This is a genomic window from Thioclava sp. NG1 (genome assembly GCF_003122275.1).
Classification (GTDB): domain Bacteria; phylum Pseudomonadota; class Alphaproteobacteria; order Rhodobacterales; family Rhodobacteraceae; genus Thioclava; species Thioclava nitratireducens.
The window spans coordinates 347,942-364,160 of record NZ_QFBB01000004.1 but is presented as its reverse complement, the minus strand read 5'-3'; the positions used below and the strand labels follow the sequence as shown (position 1 = coordinate 364,160).

Genomic DNA, 16,219 nt, shown 5'->3' with positions numbered 1-16,219 from the left:
ATGAATTATCTCTCGTTCGGAGACATGGCGCTGAATTTCCAGATGCGACGCCACAGCGCCGCGCTCGATACGAGACTGGCAAGCCTTACCCGAGAAGTGACGTCAGGCGTAAAATCCGACCTCGGCACCGCCGTTGCGGGCGATTTCAGCGCGCTCACTGCGATCAATCGAAGCCTCAGACTGTTCGATGCATTCGCTCTCGCTACCAGCGAGGCGCGCCAATACACCGAAGCGATGCAAAGCAGCCTCGAGCGTGTTGCCAACCTCGACGATGGCGTCAGCATGGCACTCATGTCCGCGGCGACAACCGCCAGCAAGACAATGATCGACACAACCGTAGCGTCTGCTGCCGAAAAGTTTGACGCCTTGATCGCAACTCTCAACACGAATTCAGTCGGGCGATACATATTCGCGGGCGAAAGCGGCGACACGCCTCCGCTGCCCGACTCAGAAACGATTCTCGCCTCCCTTTCCACGGAGATCGCGGGAGCGACCAGCGCGACGGACGTGCTCATGACGCTCGATGTTTGGTTCGACGATCCCGCCGGATTTAGCGCAACCTTCTATCAAGGCGGCGAAGCGCGAGGTAAATTTCACATCGCAGAAAGTGAGACCGCGACAATTGACGTCACCGCGGACGATCCACGCATCAAAGATACGATCAAAGGCTACGCCATAGGCGCGCTTCTGGACCGCGGGTTGTTTGACGGAGATCTAGTCCAGCGAAGCGCGCTCGCAAAGGGGGCGGGCGAGAGAATTCATTCGGGATCTCTCTCGACTGTCGAACTGGCAGCGAAAGTCGGCTCTGTCGAAGGCAAGATCGCCTCGGCCGCTACGCGAAACGATGCCGAACGCGCCAGTCTTGAAATCGCACGAACGACACTCATCGGGGCCGACCCCTACGAGTCCGCGACCGCACTCGAAGCGGTACGGTCTCAGATCGAGACGCTCTACCTACTGACCAGCCGGCTCTCTAACCTCTCGATGACGGGTTACATGTGATGTGGCGCTGTTTTCTTATTGCGCTTTTGATCATTCCGCAGCTCGTCCTAAGCGCACCGATCCGGATCAAGGATCTCGTCGAGTTCGATGGCGTGCGCGGAAATGACCTCGTCGGCTATGGGCTCGTCGTTGGGCTGAACGGAACGGGCGATGGGTTGCGCAACGCTCCCTTTACCGAAGAAATCATGTCAAACATGCTCGAACGACTGGGCGTTAACGTTACCGGGGAGCAGCTTCGGCCGAAAAACGTCGCTGCCGTCATGATCACGGCGAGCCTGCCGCCCTTTGCCCGCGCAGGAAGTAAAATCGACATCACGGTCTCAGCAATTGGCGATGCGAAGAGTCTCCTCGGCGGCACCCTCGTCATGACCCCCCTGAAGGCGGCGGATGGAGAGATTTACGCGGTGGCGCAGGGCGCCATCATTGCCGGCGGAGCGGTAGCACAAGGGAACGGCGCTTCGGTGACTCAAGGGGTGCCGACCGCGGGAAACATTCCTTCCGGCGCGCGCGTCGAACGTGAAATCGCGTTTGAGATAAATGATCTGGAGACGGTGCGCCTCGCGCTACGCACGCCAGACTTCACCACCGCAGCCCGGATAGAAAACGCGATCAACCGCGAATACGGCCGGCGCGTCGCGGAAATGCTCGATGGCGGCACGGTCGCATTGCACATCCGCGAGACGCGCGCGCGCTCGGTCGCACATGCAATCGGGCGAGTGGAGAATCTCAGCGTCGAACCGGAGCAGCGCGCTCGGGTGGTGGTCGACCAGCGATCGGGCACGATCGTCATGGGCCGCGACGTGCGGATATCGCGGGTCGCCGTCAGCCAGGGAAACCTGACCCTCAAAGTGGAAGAAAGTCCCCTCGTGGTGCAGCCCAATCCATTTTCACAAGGTGATACGGTCGTGGTGCCCAGATCGCAGGCAACGCTGACGCAAGAGCCCGGCATTCGTATGGCTGAGGTCGCGCAGGGCAGCTCGCTATCGGAAGTGGTGGCGGGACTGAACGCGCTCGGCGTCAGTCCGCGCGATATGATCGACATCCTCAAAAGCATCAATGCCGCGGGGGCATTGCATGCTGAGTTTGTGGTAAATTGATCGAAAGGCACTCGAAAAACGAGGCGGAAACAAGCGAGGCGGAACCTTGCGGTTCCGCCTTTGCGCCTGAACTTTCAGGAAGTGGTGCCGGTGATAGGACTCGAACCTACGACCCCATCATTACGAATGACGTGCTCTACCAGCTGAGCTACACCGGCACTCTGGCGGGCGATTACCATGCTCTTTCGGGGATGTGTAGCCCCAAAATGATCAAGCTGTCGCAGTTCGGCTTTGTGCCTCCTTCGATGCGCCTGCAGCGTCGCCCTCATCCTTCGGCGGGTCGACGATTTCAGCGTCCTGAATGGCAGCACCCTCCGACTGATCCTCCTCCTTCGACGCGGGCTCCGCAGCCGGTTTGCCGACGATCAAGGGCAGCATCTCCGCCCCATGCGGCAGCGGCGATTGCGCCTGTTGCGGCTCGCGCCAGCTGAGCGTGTCGAAACCGTTGCAGTTATCACAGATCGGCGTCCATTCGGATTGGATGTTCTGACACTTGTCGCAGCACCATTGCGGACCGCGCGGCGCGGTCAGGGCGCGGGCCAACCAGCCGCGCACGACGACATCTTCCGCCCCTTCGCCACGCTCGACCGCGGCCATGATCGTCAGCGACCGCGCCGTCGGATGCGTCTCGACGAGATCGCCCAGCGCCCGGCGCGCCGCCGGGAAGTCCTCGGCCGCGATGTTCAGTTCGGCTTTCAAAAGCCGCGTTTCCTCATGGTCGGGACGACTCGAAAGCAACTTCGAGAATCGCTTCAACCGTGCATCGGGCGACTCGTCCGGGGCGATCTCGGCGAAGGCGGTGGCAAGATCTGGATGCGGCTGAACTTCCCACGCCTTGCGCAGGATCCGCTCCGCCGCGCCCTTCTTGCCCTTGTCGATATAGGCGCGCGCCGCCATCACCACGGCCGGCACCAGATCGGGCGACGCCTTGGCGGCCGAAATCGCGGCCTCACGCGCCTCGACGCTCGCTCCTTCTTCCCAAACACCCTTCGCCTCTTGCAGCGCGAGCACCGCGTCGCGGCGTTTATGCACATCACGTGGCAATTCGCCCTGACGCATCTTCGCCTGAAGGATCTCGCGCGCACCTTTCCAGTCGCCCGTTTCGGTCTGCAGGCTCAGAAGCGTATCCTGAACCTCGCGATGGCGCGGTTTGATCGCATAGGCTTTCTGCGCGAGCTTCAGCGCGGTTTCGGTGTCACCCGCTTCGAGCTTCTGCCGCAGCAGCCCCCTAATCCCGACGAACCGCGTGCGATCATCCGCCAGAAGCCGCTTGTAGACTTCGGTCGCTTTCTTCGAGTCGCCCGAGGCTTCGGCAGCCTGCGCGGTGAGAAGGTTGGTCAACTCCGGGCGTTGCAGATAGCGTTCGGCCTTCGCCGCTTTCGACATCGCGAGCTTGCCCTCGCCGGACGCCGCCGCGAGCAACCCTTCGGACAGCGCCTGATAGCCTTTGCGTTCGCGATGGCGGTCGAAATAGCGGGTGATCGCGGTTTCGTCGCCCGCGAGGAAGCGCAAGAACGCCACCACCAGACCGACGATACGGATCACGATCCAGATCGCGATGAACAGGACAATCGCCGCGATCACCACCTGAAGCGGGCCGAGGGTGAATTCCATGCCGAGCGTGGTGATCCGAAGACCGCCCGTCATCTCGGCGAGATGCGCGAGGCCCAGCGTCGCGGCGGCGACGACAATCAGAAACAGCGCGATTTTGATGAATGACCAGATCATGTCTGTCTCCTTATTGCGTCGCGCCAAGCTGGTTGGCCGCGTCGATCGCCGCCATCCGCGTTTTCGCCCGGTTCACCCAGTCGGACATCGCCTCCTGCGCCGGGTCGGGCAGCTTCGCGATCTCGTCGAGCGCATCGGAGAGCGCGCCGCGATCGACATCGGCCTGCGCCCGCGACAGCACCGCATCCGCCCCGTCGCCCTCTCTAGGCGCTACCGACCGGGCCCCGGTCTGCGCCAGAAGGAAGGCGCCAACTCGATCGCTGATCGAGCCACCCGTTTCGGTCCGGCGCGCCGCCTGAAGCGCGGCTCGCGCGGCATCCGGGAAACTCGATTGCAACGACTGAAGGCTCGGGATGTCGCCGTTGAGCGCCGCCGGAATGTCGACACCCGCGTCGCGCAGATCGGCCAGCGGCGCGTCGAGCGACGTTCCCGCATCGAGCGCCGCTTTCACGCGCGCCGCCGCGGCCTGCGTCATCGCGGCCTTGGCCGCCGCCTCGCTTTGCGATTTCAGGCTCTGGGCCTGCGCTTCGGCCTCTTTGATCCGAGCCTCGGCGGCTTTCGCTGCCGCCTCGATTTCGGCCTGAGCCGCGCTGCCGCCATTGTCGCTTTGCAGAGACGCGATCTGCGATTTCAAGTCCTCGAGCGCTGATTTATTCGTCCGGATATCCGCGTTGACCTGATCGAGCGCGCTCTGCACACCGGACAGATCCGGCGCCGGCGGTTGCGATGATTTCAGGGTCGCGAGCTCTTCCGAGAGCTGGCTGATCTGTTTCGATTGATCGTCTAGCTGGCTTTGAATGGCGGCCCCATCGACCGGGGTCGGCGCGTTCGGAAGCCATCCCGAAAGCTGCGGCGGCAGGTTCGGGATCGCCCAGATCGCGACGCCGGCCCCAATCACGGCAGCAATTACGCCTCCGAGGAAAGCAGAGCCGAACCCGCCCCGCTTTTCGATCACAGGCTGAGACGACGCACCGGACGTTGCCGTATCGCTTTTCGGCGAGGTCTTGTCGGCGTTCGAGCTGCTCGTCGAGCTCGTCGCAGTCGCCGGCTTCGTGGTCTGCGACTTATTCTCCGAGCCGCTCGCTGTCTCGCTTTTCTTCGGCTCGATCTCCGCCTTGGCGCTGCTCGTAGCCGGAGTCGAAGTCGTCTCAGCCTTCGCAGGTGTAGAGCTGGACTTCGACGCGGCATCCGATTTTGAGGGGGTGTCGGATTTGGTCGCTGGCGCTGAGGTCGGAGTGGAGGTCGACTTGGCGGCCTCATTCGCGGTCTTGGAGGTATCCGTTTTGGACGAAGACGTAGAGGTGGAGGACGGCTTCGCCGACGCGCTCGATTTCGCAGCGGTGTCCGTTTTACTGGCGGCAGCCGTGCTCGGCTTATCTTTCGCCTCGGGCGACGCCGCCGCCTTGGTGTCCTTCGACGAGGTTTGAGAAGTGGCGGCGTCGGTTTTGGCCTCGGACTCGGCGGTCGATTTCGCGTCTTCCGGCTTGCTCGTCTCGGAAGATTTTCCGGTTGTCCGTTTCGCCATCGTCTAAGCCCTCCGCTGCCGCACCAAATTGCGCGTTCATATCAACTTAGAAGTCCGCCCGCGCCTGCTCAACCCGCCTTTTGCCTTTGCAGCAAGACGGCAAGCGCATCGAGCATCCCTTGCGCGTCAGGATGCCGAGCGACTTCCAGATGGCACAAGCTAGCGCTTTTGAGGCGAGACGCCACTGCCTCGCTCATGGCTGCGACAAAGAGCGGCGGGTGCGGCGCCTGCGGCAGCGCATCAAGGAAGCGGTCCGCCGCATTCGGCGAGAAAATCGGTGCCAAAACAGGGCGCGATGCGCGCAGAACCGCCTTCGCCTCGGCGCTCAACGGACGCGGAAGCTGGCGGTAGAGGATCGTCGATTCAGTCTCTATTCCGGCGGAATTCAGCCGTTCCTCAAGGTCGTAGGCAATCTGCTCCCCTCTCAGGAAGAGCAGTTTTCCGCCGAGTTGCTGCCGGGCGATCAATTCGCTCAGAGCCTCGGCATCGCCCGGCCCGGCGATCGCGTCGAACCCGGCCTCGCGCGCCGCTCGTGCCGTGCGAAGCCCCACGCAATAGGCTTGACGGCCCCTTCCCTGCGCCATCCGATGAAACGCGGCCACCGCATGTTGCGATGTGAAGATCGCTGTCTGGAACTCGGGGATCGGCGTGTCCAGCAACTCGATCTCGGTCAGTGGCGAGATTACAGCCGGCCAATCGGCGCCAAACCTGTCGCGAAAGGCCCGAACGAATCCCTCTGCCGCAACAGCGGGTCGCGTAACGAGGAGAATCGGTCTCTCAGACTGGCTGTCCATGCACCGCCCCGGGATTGTGCGAACGCTTCCCCGGTGTTACCTGCGTTGGATAACCCACGCAACAGGCACCCGGATGACCGATACGCTGACCTTTCTCGGGCTTGAATCGAGCTGCGACGATACGGCGGCGGCGATCGTGCGCCTCACGGATGGCAAGCCGGAAATCCTCTCGAGCGTCGTCGCCGGGCAGACCGATCTGCATGCGGCCTTCGGTGGCGTGGTCCCCGAAATCGCCGCGCGCGCCCATGCGGAGAAGCTCGATCTCTGCGTCGAAGAGGCGCTGGAGCAAGCCGGGCTTGGGCTCGGCGCATTGGATGGCATCGCCGTGACGGCGGGTCCGGGGCTGATCGGCGGGGTGATGTCGGGGGTAATGTGCGCCAAGGGGCTCGCAGTTGGGGCAGGTCTGCCGTTGGTTGGCGTCAACCATTTGGCGGGCCATGCGCTAACCCCGCGCCTGACCGACGGGTTGGAGTTTCCCTATCTGATGCTGCTCGTCTCCGGCGGGCACTGCCAGTTCCTGATCGCGAAGGGGCCGGAAGATTTTTCGCGGCTCGGCGGCACGATCGACGACGCACCAGGCGAGGCCTTCGACAAGGCAGCGAAACTGATGGCACTGCCCCAACCCGGCGGCCCCTCCGTCGAGGCCGAGGCGCGCAAGGGTGATCCCAAGGCTTTCGCCTTCCCGCGGCCCCTTCTGGATCGGCCCGGCTGCGATATGTCCTTCTCCGGTCTGAAGACGGCACTGCTGCGCGCCCGCGATCAGGTGGTCGCGGAGCATGACGGGCTGCCGCGCCAGATCCGCGCCGATCTTTGCGCCGGTTTTCAGCAGGCAATCGCGGATGTTCTCGTCGAGAAATCGCGTCGTGCCTTGGCGGAATATCTAAAGCTTTCGCCCGCCAATCCCGGTTTCGCGGTCGCAGGTGGCGTCGCGGCAAATCAGGCCATTCGGGCCGGATTAGAGACTGTTTCACAAGGAATGGGCGCCGAATTCGTGGCCCCTCCTTTAAAGCTTTGCACCGATAACGCGGCGATGATCGCGTGGGCCGGGATCGAACGGTTCCGCAGCGGCGCGCAGGACGGGATGGATCTGGTCGCCCGCCCGCGCTGGCCGCTGGACCGCAGCGCCGCTCCGCTTCTCGGATCGGGAAAGAAGGGGGCGAAGGCATGACGATTTCGGTCTTGGGCGCGGGCGCTTTCGGCACCTCGATGGCGGTGAGCCTCTCTCAAAACGGACCGGTGACCCTCTGGGCGCGCGATGCCGAGCAGGTTCGGACCATGCAGGCAAGCCGGGAGAACTCGCGCCGCCTTCCGGGTGTGAAGCTGCCCGAAGACATCACTGTTTCGGCAGACATCGAGGACGCACTCGCCGCCAAGACGCTGCTTCTCGCTATGCCAATGCAGAAGATGGCCGGGTTTCTCGATGCCCATTCCGAGACGCTCGCGGGCAAAACCCTGGTCTCCTGCTCCAAAGGAATCGACCTCTCCACTGGCCAAGGGCCGACGGCCCTGATCCGCGCCAAGGTGCCCGGCGCCCGCGCCGCCGTGCTGACGGGGCCGAGTTTCGCAGCCGATATCGCGCGCGGTCTGCCGACCGCCCTGACGCTTGCCTGCGCCGATCATTCCGAGGAATTGCAGGCCGAGCTGTCGACGCCGACGCTGCGGCTTTACCGCACGACCGATACGACCGGGGCGGAACTCGGCGGTGCGTTGAAAAACGTCTACGCGATCGCCGCGGGCACCGTGATCGGCGCGGGGCTCGGGGACTCCGCGCGCGCCGCGCTGATGACCCGCGGCTTCGCCGAAATGTTGCGGATCGCGACGGAACTGGGTGCGCGGGCCGAGACGCTGTCGGGTCTGTCAGGCTTCGGCGATCTGGTGTTGACCTGCACCTCGACGCAGTCGCGCAATTTCCGGTTCGGCTGCTCGATCGGGTCCGGCGAAGGCTTCGATCCATCTATCACCGTCGAAGGCGTCGCGACCGCCGGGGCCCTGAACAAGCTGGCGCATCGGCGCGGGCTGGAAATTCCCGTCGCCGCGATGGTTCTTGCGCTTACCGAACGAACAATCAGCGTGGATGAGGCGATGCAGGCCCTGCTCGCCCGCCCCTTGAAGGAGGAATGAGATGTATTTTGCCGTGATCTGCCGCGACAAACCCGGCGCCCTGCAAACCCGGATGGACAATCGCGAGGCGCATCTCGCCTATATCGAAGAGACCGGCGCGGTCTTCATGGCGGGCCCTTTCATCGAGAATGAACAAATGGTGGGTTCACTCGTGATCCTCGAAGTCGACAGCCTCAAAGCCGCGCAGGATTGGGCGGCGAACGATCCCTATGCCAAGGCGGGACTGTTCGAGGATGTGCAGGTCAAGGCGTGGAAAAAGGTGATCGGCTGATGCGGTACTGGCTGTTCAAATCGGAACCCAACAAGTTTTCCTGGGACGATCTGGTCGCCAAGGGCGATGCGGGCGAGGAATGGGACGGCATCCGCAACTATCTCGCGCGCAACAACATGCGCGAGATGAAGATCGGCGATCGCGGCCTGTTCTATCATTCGAATATCGGCAAGGAGGTCGTCGGCATCTGCGAAGTCGTCGCCGAGAGCCATCCGGATTCGACGACCGACGATCCGCGCTGGGATTGCGTGGATCTCAAGGCGGTGCGGCCGTTCACCAAGCCTGTCACGCTGGCCGATGTGAAAGGCGAGCCGCGCCTGTCGGAGATGTCGCTCGTCACCTCGATGCGGTTGTCGGTTCAGCCCGTCACGGAAGAAGAATGGAAGATCGTCTGCGACATGGGCGAGACCGATCCGAACTGAGCCGGAAAAACTGGAGGGTTCCGGCACCTCGGCCAGAACCCTCCGTCACCCCGCGCGCACCCCTGCGCACCACGTGAAACCAAATCTCGGGTCTGGCCGTCCTAGCCTCTCTGATCTCCGTATATCCAAAGAAATGCTCGTGCAAATGGCATCTGCGGACAATACTCTTAAAATTCATAGCGTTAATGCAAAATTCACGCGGGAATCGGGCAGTTGCCAAGGGACGCCACCGCGCTAATCTAAGGCCATGCAACCGGTCATTCTCGTCGCACATGGATCCCCGTCAGAGCCTGAAACTCAGGAAAAGGCCCTGCTGTCCTTGGCCGAAAAGGTTGCAGCAGAAAGCTCCGGGCGCTCGATAGATGCGGCGACGCTCGCGAATCCGGGGTCTTTGGAAGCCGCCTTGGCGCGGCACGAAAACCCTTTGATTTATCCCTATTTCATGGCCCAGGGCTGGTTCACAAAGACCGAACTTCCGCGACGGCTGGCGGCTGCGGGATCTGATGCGCGCCAGCTCGATCCGTTCGGCGTCGATCCGGCGCTGCCAGATCTGCTGACCAAGGTTATTTTCGAGGCGCGTGAATCAGAAAATGTCCCGACCGACTCGCCGGTGATTCTCGTGGCGCACGGGTCGAAAATCTCGCGGAAATCGCGCAATTCGGTTTACGACATGGCGGAAACTCTGGTCCGGAATCCGCTCATGCCGGAGATTCATGTAGCCCTGATCGAGGAGCCACCCTACCTTGAAGACGTGGCCCGCGCACACCCGGATGGCGTGTGTTTGCCGTTCTTCGCGCTGCGGGCAGGACATGTGACAGGCGATATTCCTCAGGCGTTGCAGGCGGCTAGCTACCGGGGGAGCCTTTTGCCCGAAATCGGGGCGCATCGTGAGGTTCCCGTCCTGATTGCACAGGCGATTTCGCGAGGCTGATCACGATCCTTCACGGACTCGTAGATTGTCACATAGCTGTTACATAATGTTTGCATAAGCGTCACCGAAGACGCCTAGGACCGCGCTGAGGCCACACGACGGCCCAAATTTCAGAACACTGGGAGTGATCTATGAAATCGTTCAACCTCGCCGCTTCCGCGATCGCGATCGTCGCCGTTTCGGGCACCGCCGCCATCGCGCGTGACAACATCCAGGTCGCCGGTTCCTCGACCGTGCTGCCCTACGCCTCCATCGTCGCCGAAGCTTTCGGCGAAAACTTCGATTACCCGACCCCGGTCGTGGAATCGGGCGGCTCCTCGGCTGGCCTGAAGCGCTTCTGCGAAGGCGTTGGCGAAAACACGATCGACGTCGCGAACGCTTCGCGCAAGATCAAGGACAAGGAAGTCGCGACCTGCGCCGACAACGGCGTCACCGACATCATGGAAGTTCGCATCGGCTATGACGGCATCGTCTTCGCGTCGCAAAAAGACGGCCCGGCCTTCAACGCGTTCACGCCCTCGGACATCTTCAACGCGCTCGGCGCGAAGGTCCTGAAGGACGGCAAGATCGTCGACAACAGCTACGCCAAGTGGAACGAGTTCAACTCGGACCTGCCGGATGCCGACATCGTCGCTTTCATCCCGGGCACCAAGCACGGCACCCGTGAAGTCTTCGAAGAGAAAGTTCTGGAAGCTGGCTGCGAAGCCACCGGCGCCAAAGAAGCCTTCATGGCTTCGGGCATGGACGACAAGGCTGCCAGCAAGGCCTGCATGGAAGTCCGCACCGACGGCAAGGCTGTCGATATCGACGGCGACTACACCGAGACCCTCGCCCGCATCGGTTCGAACCCGAACGGCATCGGCGTCTTCGGTCTGGCGTTCTACGAGAACAACACCGACAAGCTGAAAGTTGCGACCATGTCGGGCGTCGAGCCCTCGACCGAAACCATCGCGTCGGGCGACTACCCGGTGTCGCGTCCGCTCTACTTCTACGTCAAGAAAGCGCATATCGGCGTGATCCCCGGCCTGAAGGAATACGCTGAGTTCTTCGTCTCCGACGACATGGCTGGCCCCGACGGCCCGCTCGCTCAATACGGCCTCGTCGCCGACCCGGAACTGGCGAAGACCCAGGAAGCCGTGGCGAACGAAGTGACCATGGGTTCGGGCTCGTAATCGAGACCGCTATCTTCAGGGGGCGGCATATTTCGCCGCCCCCTTTTTCCTTTTTGGTAATTTCCAACTGGTGGGGCTGAAATGCCTGTTTTGTGGATCGTTGTGATCGTGGTCGTGCTGGCGGGAGTCGGCTTCGTGATGGGTCGAATGCGCGCGCTGCATTCGGCGGGCGAAGACCGACGTTCCCTGCACAGTTTGCCGAATTATTACGGCTTCAACGTCGCGATGTTCACCGCGGTCCCGGCGCTTCTTCTCCTTGTGGTCTGGATGGTGGCACAGCCGCTGATCGTGAATGCTCGCGTCTCCGCCGAGATTCCGGAAACGTTGCTGGAAGGCTCGAACATGAGCCTCGTGATGTCGGATGTCCGGCGCGTCGCCGACGGGCTCGATATCGCGATTTCGGAAGGCGCGCTGAGCGCACGACAAGCCGCGAATCTCGATCTTCAGACCACGGACCTGCGCGACGTTCTCGGCTCGGTCGGTGTCGCGCTCGGCTCCAATGTCGATCCGGCGACGCTGAAGGCGGCACAGACCTATCGCGATATGACCTCGACCGGTGATCTGGCGATGACGATCTTCGTCCTTCTCGCCGCAGCCGCGGGTTTCGCCGTCACCTATATACGCACGAACAAGGACTTTCGTGCCCGCAACACGGTGGAGCACGGGGTTCGCGTTCTTCTGATCGCCGCCGCCTCGATCGCGATCCTGACCACGATCGGTATCGTCCTCTCGCTTGTCTTCAATACGATCGAGTTCTTCCGCCTCTATCCCATCACCGATTTCTTCTTCGGCACCACCTGGTCGCCGAGCTTCGGCGGCGGGTCGGAGCTGGGTATCCTGCCGCTTCTCTGGGGCACGCTCTACATCTCGCTCGTGGCGCTTCTCGTGGCGGTTCCGATCGGGTTGTTCGCGGCCGTCTACCTGTCGGAATACGCGACGAAATCGGTGCGTAGCGTCGTGAAACCGCTGCTCGAAGTGCTCGCCGGGATCCCCACCATCGTGTACGGCCTTTTCGCCCTGCTGACCGTCGGGCCTTTCCTGCTGTCGATCTTCGGCCCCTCGGGTCCGACCGCTGCGATGGCAGATGGCGGCTGGATGCATGCGGGCACGGCGGTGATGACCGCGGGTCTGGTGATGGGCATCATGCTGATCCCCTTCGTCTCCTCGCTGTCCGACGACATCATCAACGCGGTGCCGCAATCGCTGCGCGACGGCTCCTACGGCCTCGGCGCGACGAAGTCCGAGACGATCAAGCAGGTAATCCTGCCCGCCGCCCTGCCCGGCATCGTCGGCGCGGTGCTCCTCGCGACCTCGCGCGCCATTGGCGAGACGATGATCGTCGTGCTGGGTGCAGGCGCCGCCGCGCGCCTCAGCATGAACCCGTTCGACGCGATGACCACCGTCACCGCCAAGATCGTCTCGCAGCTCACCGGCGATGCCGATTTCGCTTCCCCCGAGGCGCTGGTCGCCTTCGCGCTCGGCATGACGCTGTTCGTCCTGACGCTGGGGCTCAATATCTTCGCGCTCTACATCGTGCGCAAATACCGGGAGCAATACGAATGAGTGATGCGACCCAACACGGCGCAAGCCAACCCGCGACACGTTCGCTGCATCATGTCGATGCCCGCACGAAGCGCCGCAACGCCTCCGAGAAGCGTTTCAAAGCGCTCGGCATCGGTGCGATCGGGATTGGTCTCGCCTTCCTCGTGATCCTGCTGGTGACGATCGTCTCCAACGGTGCAACCGCATTCCAGCAGACCTTCATTCAGGTGCCAGTCTACCTAGACGCCGCAAAGCTCGACAAGAAGGGCAACCGCGACCCGGCGGACCTTAAGAAGGCGACGACCTTCACCTACAAACCGCTGATCGAGAAAGGGCTTCTCGACGCAGTGGAGAAATCCGGCGCGACAACCGATCTCGCCAAGGCGAAGGACATGAAGAACCTGATCTCGGCCTCTGCCGCGAGCCAGGTGCGCGATACGGTCCTCGCCGACCCGTCGCTGATCGGCCAGACGGTGAATTTCGAGATACTCGCATCCTCGCGGGTCGACAGCTATCTCAAGGGCCGGGTGCATCGCGACGAGATCGCCAAGGACAAGAACATCACCGTGGCGCAGCTCGACCTCGTCGATCAGCTTCGTGACGCGGGCATCATCCACAAGAGCTTCAATTGGGATTTCATCTTCGGCGCCGACGCCTCGGACAGCCGCGCCGAGCAGGCCGGAATCGGGATCTCGATGCTAGGCTCGTTCTACATGATGCTCGTGGTGCTGGTGCTGGCCCTGCCGATCGGGGTCGCCGCCTCGATCTATCTCGAAGAATTCGCACCGAAGAACCGCTTCACTGACCTGATCGAGGTGAACATCTCGAACCTCGCCGCAGTGCCGTCGATCGTCTTCGGTATCCTCGGCCTCGCGGTGTTCATCCAGTTCGCACATCTGCCGCAATCGGCCCCGCTCGTCGGTGGCCTCGTGCTGACGCTGATGACCTTGCCGACGATCATCATCTCGACCCGCGCCGCGCTGAAAGCCGTACCGCCGTCGATCCGCGACGCGGCGCTCGGCATCGGCGCGTCGAAGATGCAATCGGTCTTCCACCACGTTCTGCCGCTGGCGATGCCCGGCATCCTGACCGGCACGATCATCGGTCTGGCGCAAGCCTTGGGCGAGACCGCGCCGCTCCTGCTGATCGGGATGGTCGGCTATATCGCAACGAACTCGCCGGACGGGTTCTGGGACGGCTTCGTCTCTCCCAACTCCGCCATGCCTGCGCAGATCTACGAATGGGCCAAGCGCGCCGACCCGGCATTTTACGAACGCGCCTGGGGAGGTATCATCATTCTACTGATCTTCCTTTTGGGCATGAACATCATCGCCATCATCCTTCGCCGCAAGTTCGAGCGCCGTTGGTAAGGGAGTGCGAGACATGGAAGACATGAGCCTGACGGAGAGAGCCGTGACCACTGACGACATCAAGATCACCGCACGCAACGTGCAGGTCTACTACGGCGACACCCACGCGATCAAAGACGTCAATGTCGACATCCTCGACAAGACTGTCACCGCCTTCATCGGCCCCTCTGGCTGCGGGAAATCGACCTTCCTGCGATGCCTGAACCGCATGAACGACACGATCGACGTCGCCCGCGTCGAGGGAGAAATCCTGCTCGATGGCGAGGACATCTACGACAAGCGCGTCGATCCGGTGCAGCTGCGCGCCAAAGTCGGCATGGTGTTCCAGAAACCGAACCCCTTCCCCAAATCGATCTACGACAACGTGGCCTACGGCCCGAAAATCCACGGCCTGACCAAAAACAAGGCCGAGCTGGATCAGGTGGTCGAGGATTCGCTGCGCAAGGCCGCGCTGTGGAACGAAGTGAAGGATCGCCTCCACGCTCCCGGGACCGGGCTTTCCGGTGGCCAGCAACAGCGCCTGTGCATCGCGCGCGCCGTCGCGACCTCGCCGGAAGTGCTGCTGATGGACGAGCCCTGCTCGGCGCTCGACCCGATCGCGACCGCGCAGGTCGAGGAACTGATCGACGAACTTCGGGCGAATTTCTCGGTGGTGATCGTGACGCACTCGATGCAGCAGGCCGCGCGCGTCAGCCAGAGAACCGCGTTCTTCCACCTCGGGAATCTCGTCGAATACGACGATACGGACAAGATATTCACCAACCCGTCCGACAGCCGGACGGAAAGCTACATTACCGGCCGGATCGGCTGAGGAGGCAAATAATCATGAGCGAGCATATCCTTTCCGCCTTCGACCGCGACCTTGAAGCCGTGCAGGCCCTGGTCGTGAAGATGGGCGGCCTCGTCGAGGAACAGATCCTCGAAAGCGCCCGCGCCCTCGAAGTGCGCGACCTCGAACTGGCCGAGCAAATCCGCGCCCGCGACCGTGCGGTCGACGAACTGGAAGAGAAGATCAACGAAGAAGCCGCGCGCCTGATCGCCCTGCGCGCACCCGCCGCGCGCGACCTGCGCATGGCGCTCTCGGTCATCAAGATCTCGGCGAGCCTCGAGCGCGTCGGCGATTACGCGAAAAACATCGCCAAGCGCACGCAGGTTCTGTCCGACGGCCCGCAGATTACCGGCACCGCCACCGCGATCCGCCGCATGGCGGGCACCACGGAAGCGATGCTGAAGGACGCGCTCGACGCCTATATCCAGCGAGACGCGAAACTGGCCGCCGATGTGCGCGAGCGCGACCTCGAAGTCGACCAGATGTACAACGCGCTGTTCCGCGAATTCCTGACCTACATGATGGAAGACCCGCGCAACATCACGCCCTGCATGCACCTGCATTTCATCGCGAAGAATATCGAGCGGATGGGCGACCACGCGACGACGATCGCCGAACAGGTGATCTATCTCGTGACCGGCGAAATGCCGGAGGATGCGCGTCCGAAAAGTTCCAGCGTGGCCTGACCGGAGACCCTGAAAAATGTCGCCAGCCCAACAGCCCTGCGTCCTCGTGGTCGAAGACGAAAACGCCCAGCGCGAAGTTCTCAGCTACAACCTCGAAGCCGAAGGGTTTCGCGTCGTGATGGCGGAGAACGGCGACGAGGGCCTGCTGTTCGTGAAGGAAGAAAAGCCCGATCTGATCGTGCTCGACTGGATGCTGCCCAACGTTTCCGGCATCGAGATCTGCCGCCGCGTGAAGGCCAATTCCGACACGCGCAACATCCCGATCATCATGCTCTCGGCGCGCTCGGAAGAGGTGGACCGGGTGCGGGGTCTGGAAACCGGCGCAGACGACTACGTCGTGAAACCCTATTCGGTAGTCGAGCTCATGGCGCGCGTGCGCACGCAACTGCGCCGCACCCGCCCCGCGACGATGGGTGAACGGCTGAGCTTCGAGGACATCATCCTCGACGCCGAGGAACACCGCGTCTTCCGTAACGGCCAGCCGCTGAAACTCGGGCCGACAGAGTTCCGGCTGCTGTCCACGATGATGGAAAAACCGGGCCGCGTCTGGACCCGCGACCAGCTGCTCGACCGGGTCTGGGGACGCGACATCTATGTCGACACCCGGACCATCGACGTCCATGTCGGGCGGCTCCGCAAGGCACTGATGGCGAATGGTGGAGATGATCCGGTGCGCACGGTGCGCGGCACGGGTTACGCGCTCGGATAAAGCGACAAAGGCGCGCGGAT

At 62.6% G+C, this 16,219-nt stretch carries 17 protein-coding genes and 1 tRNA gene; 14 read left to right on the top strand and 4 right to left on the bottom strand.

What is annotated here, in order from left to right; translation table 11 throughout:
* Positions 1-1,002: a flagellin gene (locus DEM26_RS10070; RefSeq protein ID WP_109172312.1), complete on the top strand. Its 1,002-nt coding sequence runs from the start codon at positions 1-3 to the stop codon at positions 1,000-1,002.
* Positions 1,002-2,099: a flagellar basal body P-ring protein FlgI gene (locus DEM26_RS10065; protein WP_075776704.1), complete on the top strand. Its 1,098-nt coding sequence runs from the start codon at positions 1,002-1,004 to the stop codon at positions 2,097-2,099. The genes DEM26_RS10070 and DEM26_RS10065 overlap by 1 nt, the downstream gene beginning before the upstream one ends.
* Positions 2,100-2,181: 82 nt before the next feature.
* Here DEM26_RS10065 and DEM26_RS10060 read toward each other — a convergent pair.
* The 3 genes from DEM26_RS10060 to DEM26_RS10050 all read right to left on the bottom strand — a co-directional run bounded on the left by DEM26_RS10060 (position 2,182) and on the right by DEM26_RS10050 (position 4,725).
* Positions 2,182-2,257 (bottom strand) — tRNA-Thr (locus tag DEM26_RS10060).
* A 52-nt stretch (positions 2,258-2,309) separates the two neighbouring features.
* Positions 2,310-3,827, bottom strand: a complete 1,518-nt coding sequence (locus tag DEM26_RS10055; RefSeq protein ID WP_109172311.1) for a heme biosynthesis protein HemY — start codon at positions 3,825-3,827, stop codon at positions 2,310-2,312.
* Between the two features lie 10 nt (positions 3,828-3,837).
* The gene (locus DEM26_RS10050; protein WP_146194455.1) at positions 3,838-4,725 is read right to left on the bottom strand and encodes a COG4223 family protein; all 888 of its coding nucleotides are present in this window, start codon (positions 4,723-4,725) and stop codon (positions 3,838-3,840) included.
* Between the two features lie 106 nt (positions 4,726-4,831).
* Between DEM26_RS10050 and DEM26_RS10045 the strand changes: the two genes are divergently transcribed.
* Positions 4,832-5,254 carry a hypothetical protein gene (locus DEM26_RS10045; RefSeq protein ID WP_109172310.1) on the top strand — a complete coding sequence of 141 codons (423 nt, stop codon included), beginning with the start codon at positions 4,832-4,834 and terminating at the stop codon, positions 5,252-5,254.
* A gap of 166 nt (positions 5,255-5,420) precedes the next feature.
* Here DEM26_RS10045 and DEM26_RS10040 read toward each other — a convergent pair whose 3' ends face one another.
* On the bottom strand, positions 5,421-6,146 hold the full coding sequence (locus DEM26_RS10040) for a uroporphyrinogen-III synthase (RefSeq protein ID WP_075776708.1): 726 nt from the start codon (positions 6,144-6,146) through the stop codon (positions 5,421-5,423).
* A 73-nt stretch (positions 6,147-6,219) separates the two neighbouring features.
* On the opposite strand from DEM26_RS10040, the gene tsaD reads away from it, so the two are divergent.
* The 11 genes from tsaD to phoB all read left to right on the top strand — a co-directional run bounded on the left by tsaD (position 6,220) and on the right by phoB (position 16,199).
* Entirely contained in the window at positions 6,220-7,314 is a 1,095-nt protein-coding gene (gene tsaD / locus DEM26_RS10035) for a tRNA (adenosine(37)-N6)-threonylcarbamoyltransferase complex transferase subunit TsaD (protein ID WP_109172309.1), read from the top strand.
* Positions 7,311-8,267: an NAD(P)H-dependent glycerol-3-phosphate dehydrogenase gene (locus DEM26_RS10030; RefSeq protein WP_109172308.1), complete on the top strand. Its 957-nt coding sequence runs from the start codon at positions 7,311-7,313 to the stop codon at positions 8,265-8,267. Before tsaD ends, DEM26_RS10030 begins: the two co-directional genes overlap by 4 nt.
* 1 nt (position 8,268) lies before the next feature.
* Entirely contained in the window at positions 8,269-8,538 is a 270-nt protein-coding gene (locus tag DEM26_RS10025) for a YciI family protein (RefSeq protein ID WP_088725302.1), read from the top strand.
* Positions 8,538-8,960, top strand: coding sequence for an EVE domain-containing protein (locus DEM26_RS10020; protein ID WP_075776712.1), 423 nt, complete (start codon positions 8,538-8,540; stop codon positions 8,958-8,960). The genes DEM26_RS10025 and DEM26_RS10020 overlap by 1 nt, the downstream gene beginning before the upstream one ends.
* 319 nt (positions 8,961-9,279) lie before the next feature.
* A complete protein-coding gene (locus tag DEM26_RS10015) occupies positions 9,280-9,891 on the top strand; it encodes a CbiX/SirB N-terminal domain-containing protein (protein WP_158275109.1) in 612 nt (203 codons plus the stop codon).
* Between the two features lie 131 nt (positions 9,892-10,022).
* Positions 10,023-11,063 (top strand): PstS family phosphate ABC transporter substrate-binding protein, encoded by a 1,041-nt coding sequence (locus tag DEM26_RS10010; RefSeq protein ID WP_088723508.1) that lies wholly within the window; start codon positions 10,023-10,025, stop codon positions 11,061-11,063.
* Between the two features lie 81 nt (positions 11,064-11,144).
* Positions 11,145-12,626, top strand: a complete 1,482-nt coding sequence (gene pstC / locus DEM26_RS10005; RefSeq protein WP_088719955.1) for a phosphate ABC transporter permease subunit PstC — start codon at positions 11,145-11,147, stop codon at positions 12,624-12,626.
* Entirely contained in the window at positions 12,623-13,975 is a 1,353-nt protein-coding gene (gene pstA, locus DEM26_RS10000) for a phosphate ABC transporter permease PstA (RefSeq protein ID WP_088719954.1), read from the top strand. The genes pstC and pstA overlap by 4 nt, the downstream gene beginning before the upstream one ends.
* Before the next feature lie 13 nt (positions 13,976-13,988).
* Positions 13,989-14,786: a phosphate ABC transporter ATP-binding protein PstB gene (pstB, locus tag DEM26_RS09995; RefSeq protein WP_075776717.1), complete on the top strand. Its 798-nt coding sequence runs from the start codon at positions 13,989-13,991 to the stop codon at positions 14,784-14,786.
* A 14-nt stretch (positions 14,787-14,800) separates the two neighbouring features.
* Positions 14,801-15,490: a phosphate signaling complex protein PhoU gene (gene phoU, locus DEM26_RS09990; protein WP_199224649.1), complete on the top strand. Its 690-nt coding sequence runs from the start codon at positions 14,801-14,803 to the stop codon at positions 15,488-15,490.
* 16 nt (positions 15,491-15,506) lie between these two features.
* The gene (gene phoB / locus DEM26_RS09985; RefSeq protein WP_075776718.1) at positions 15,507-16,199 is read left to right on the top strand and encodes a phosphate regulon transcriptional regulator PhoB; all 693 of its coding nucleotides are present in this window, start codon (positions 15,507-15,509) and stop codon (positions 16,197-16,199) included.
* The last annotated feature ends 20 nt before the right edge of the window (positions 16,200-16,219 follow it).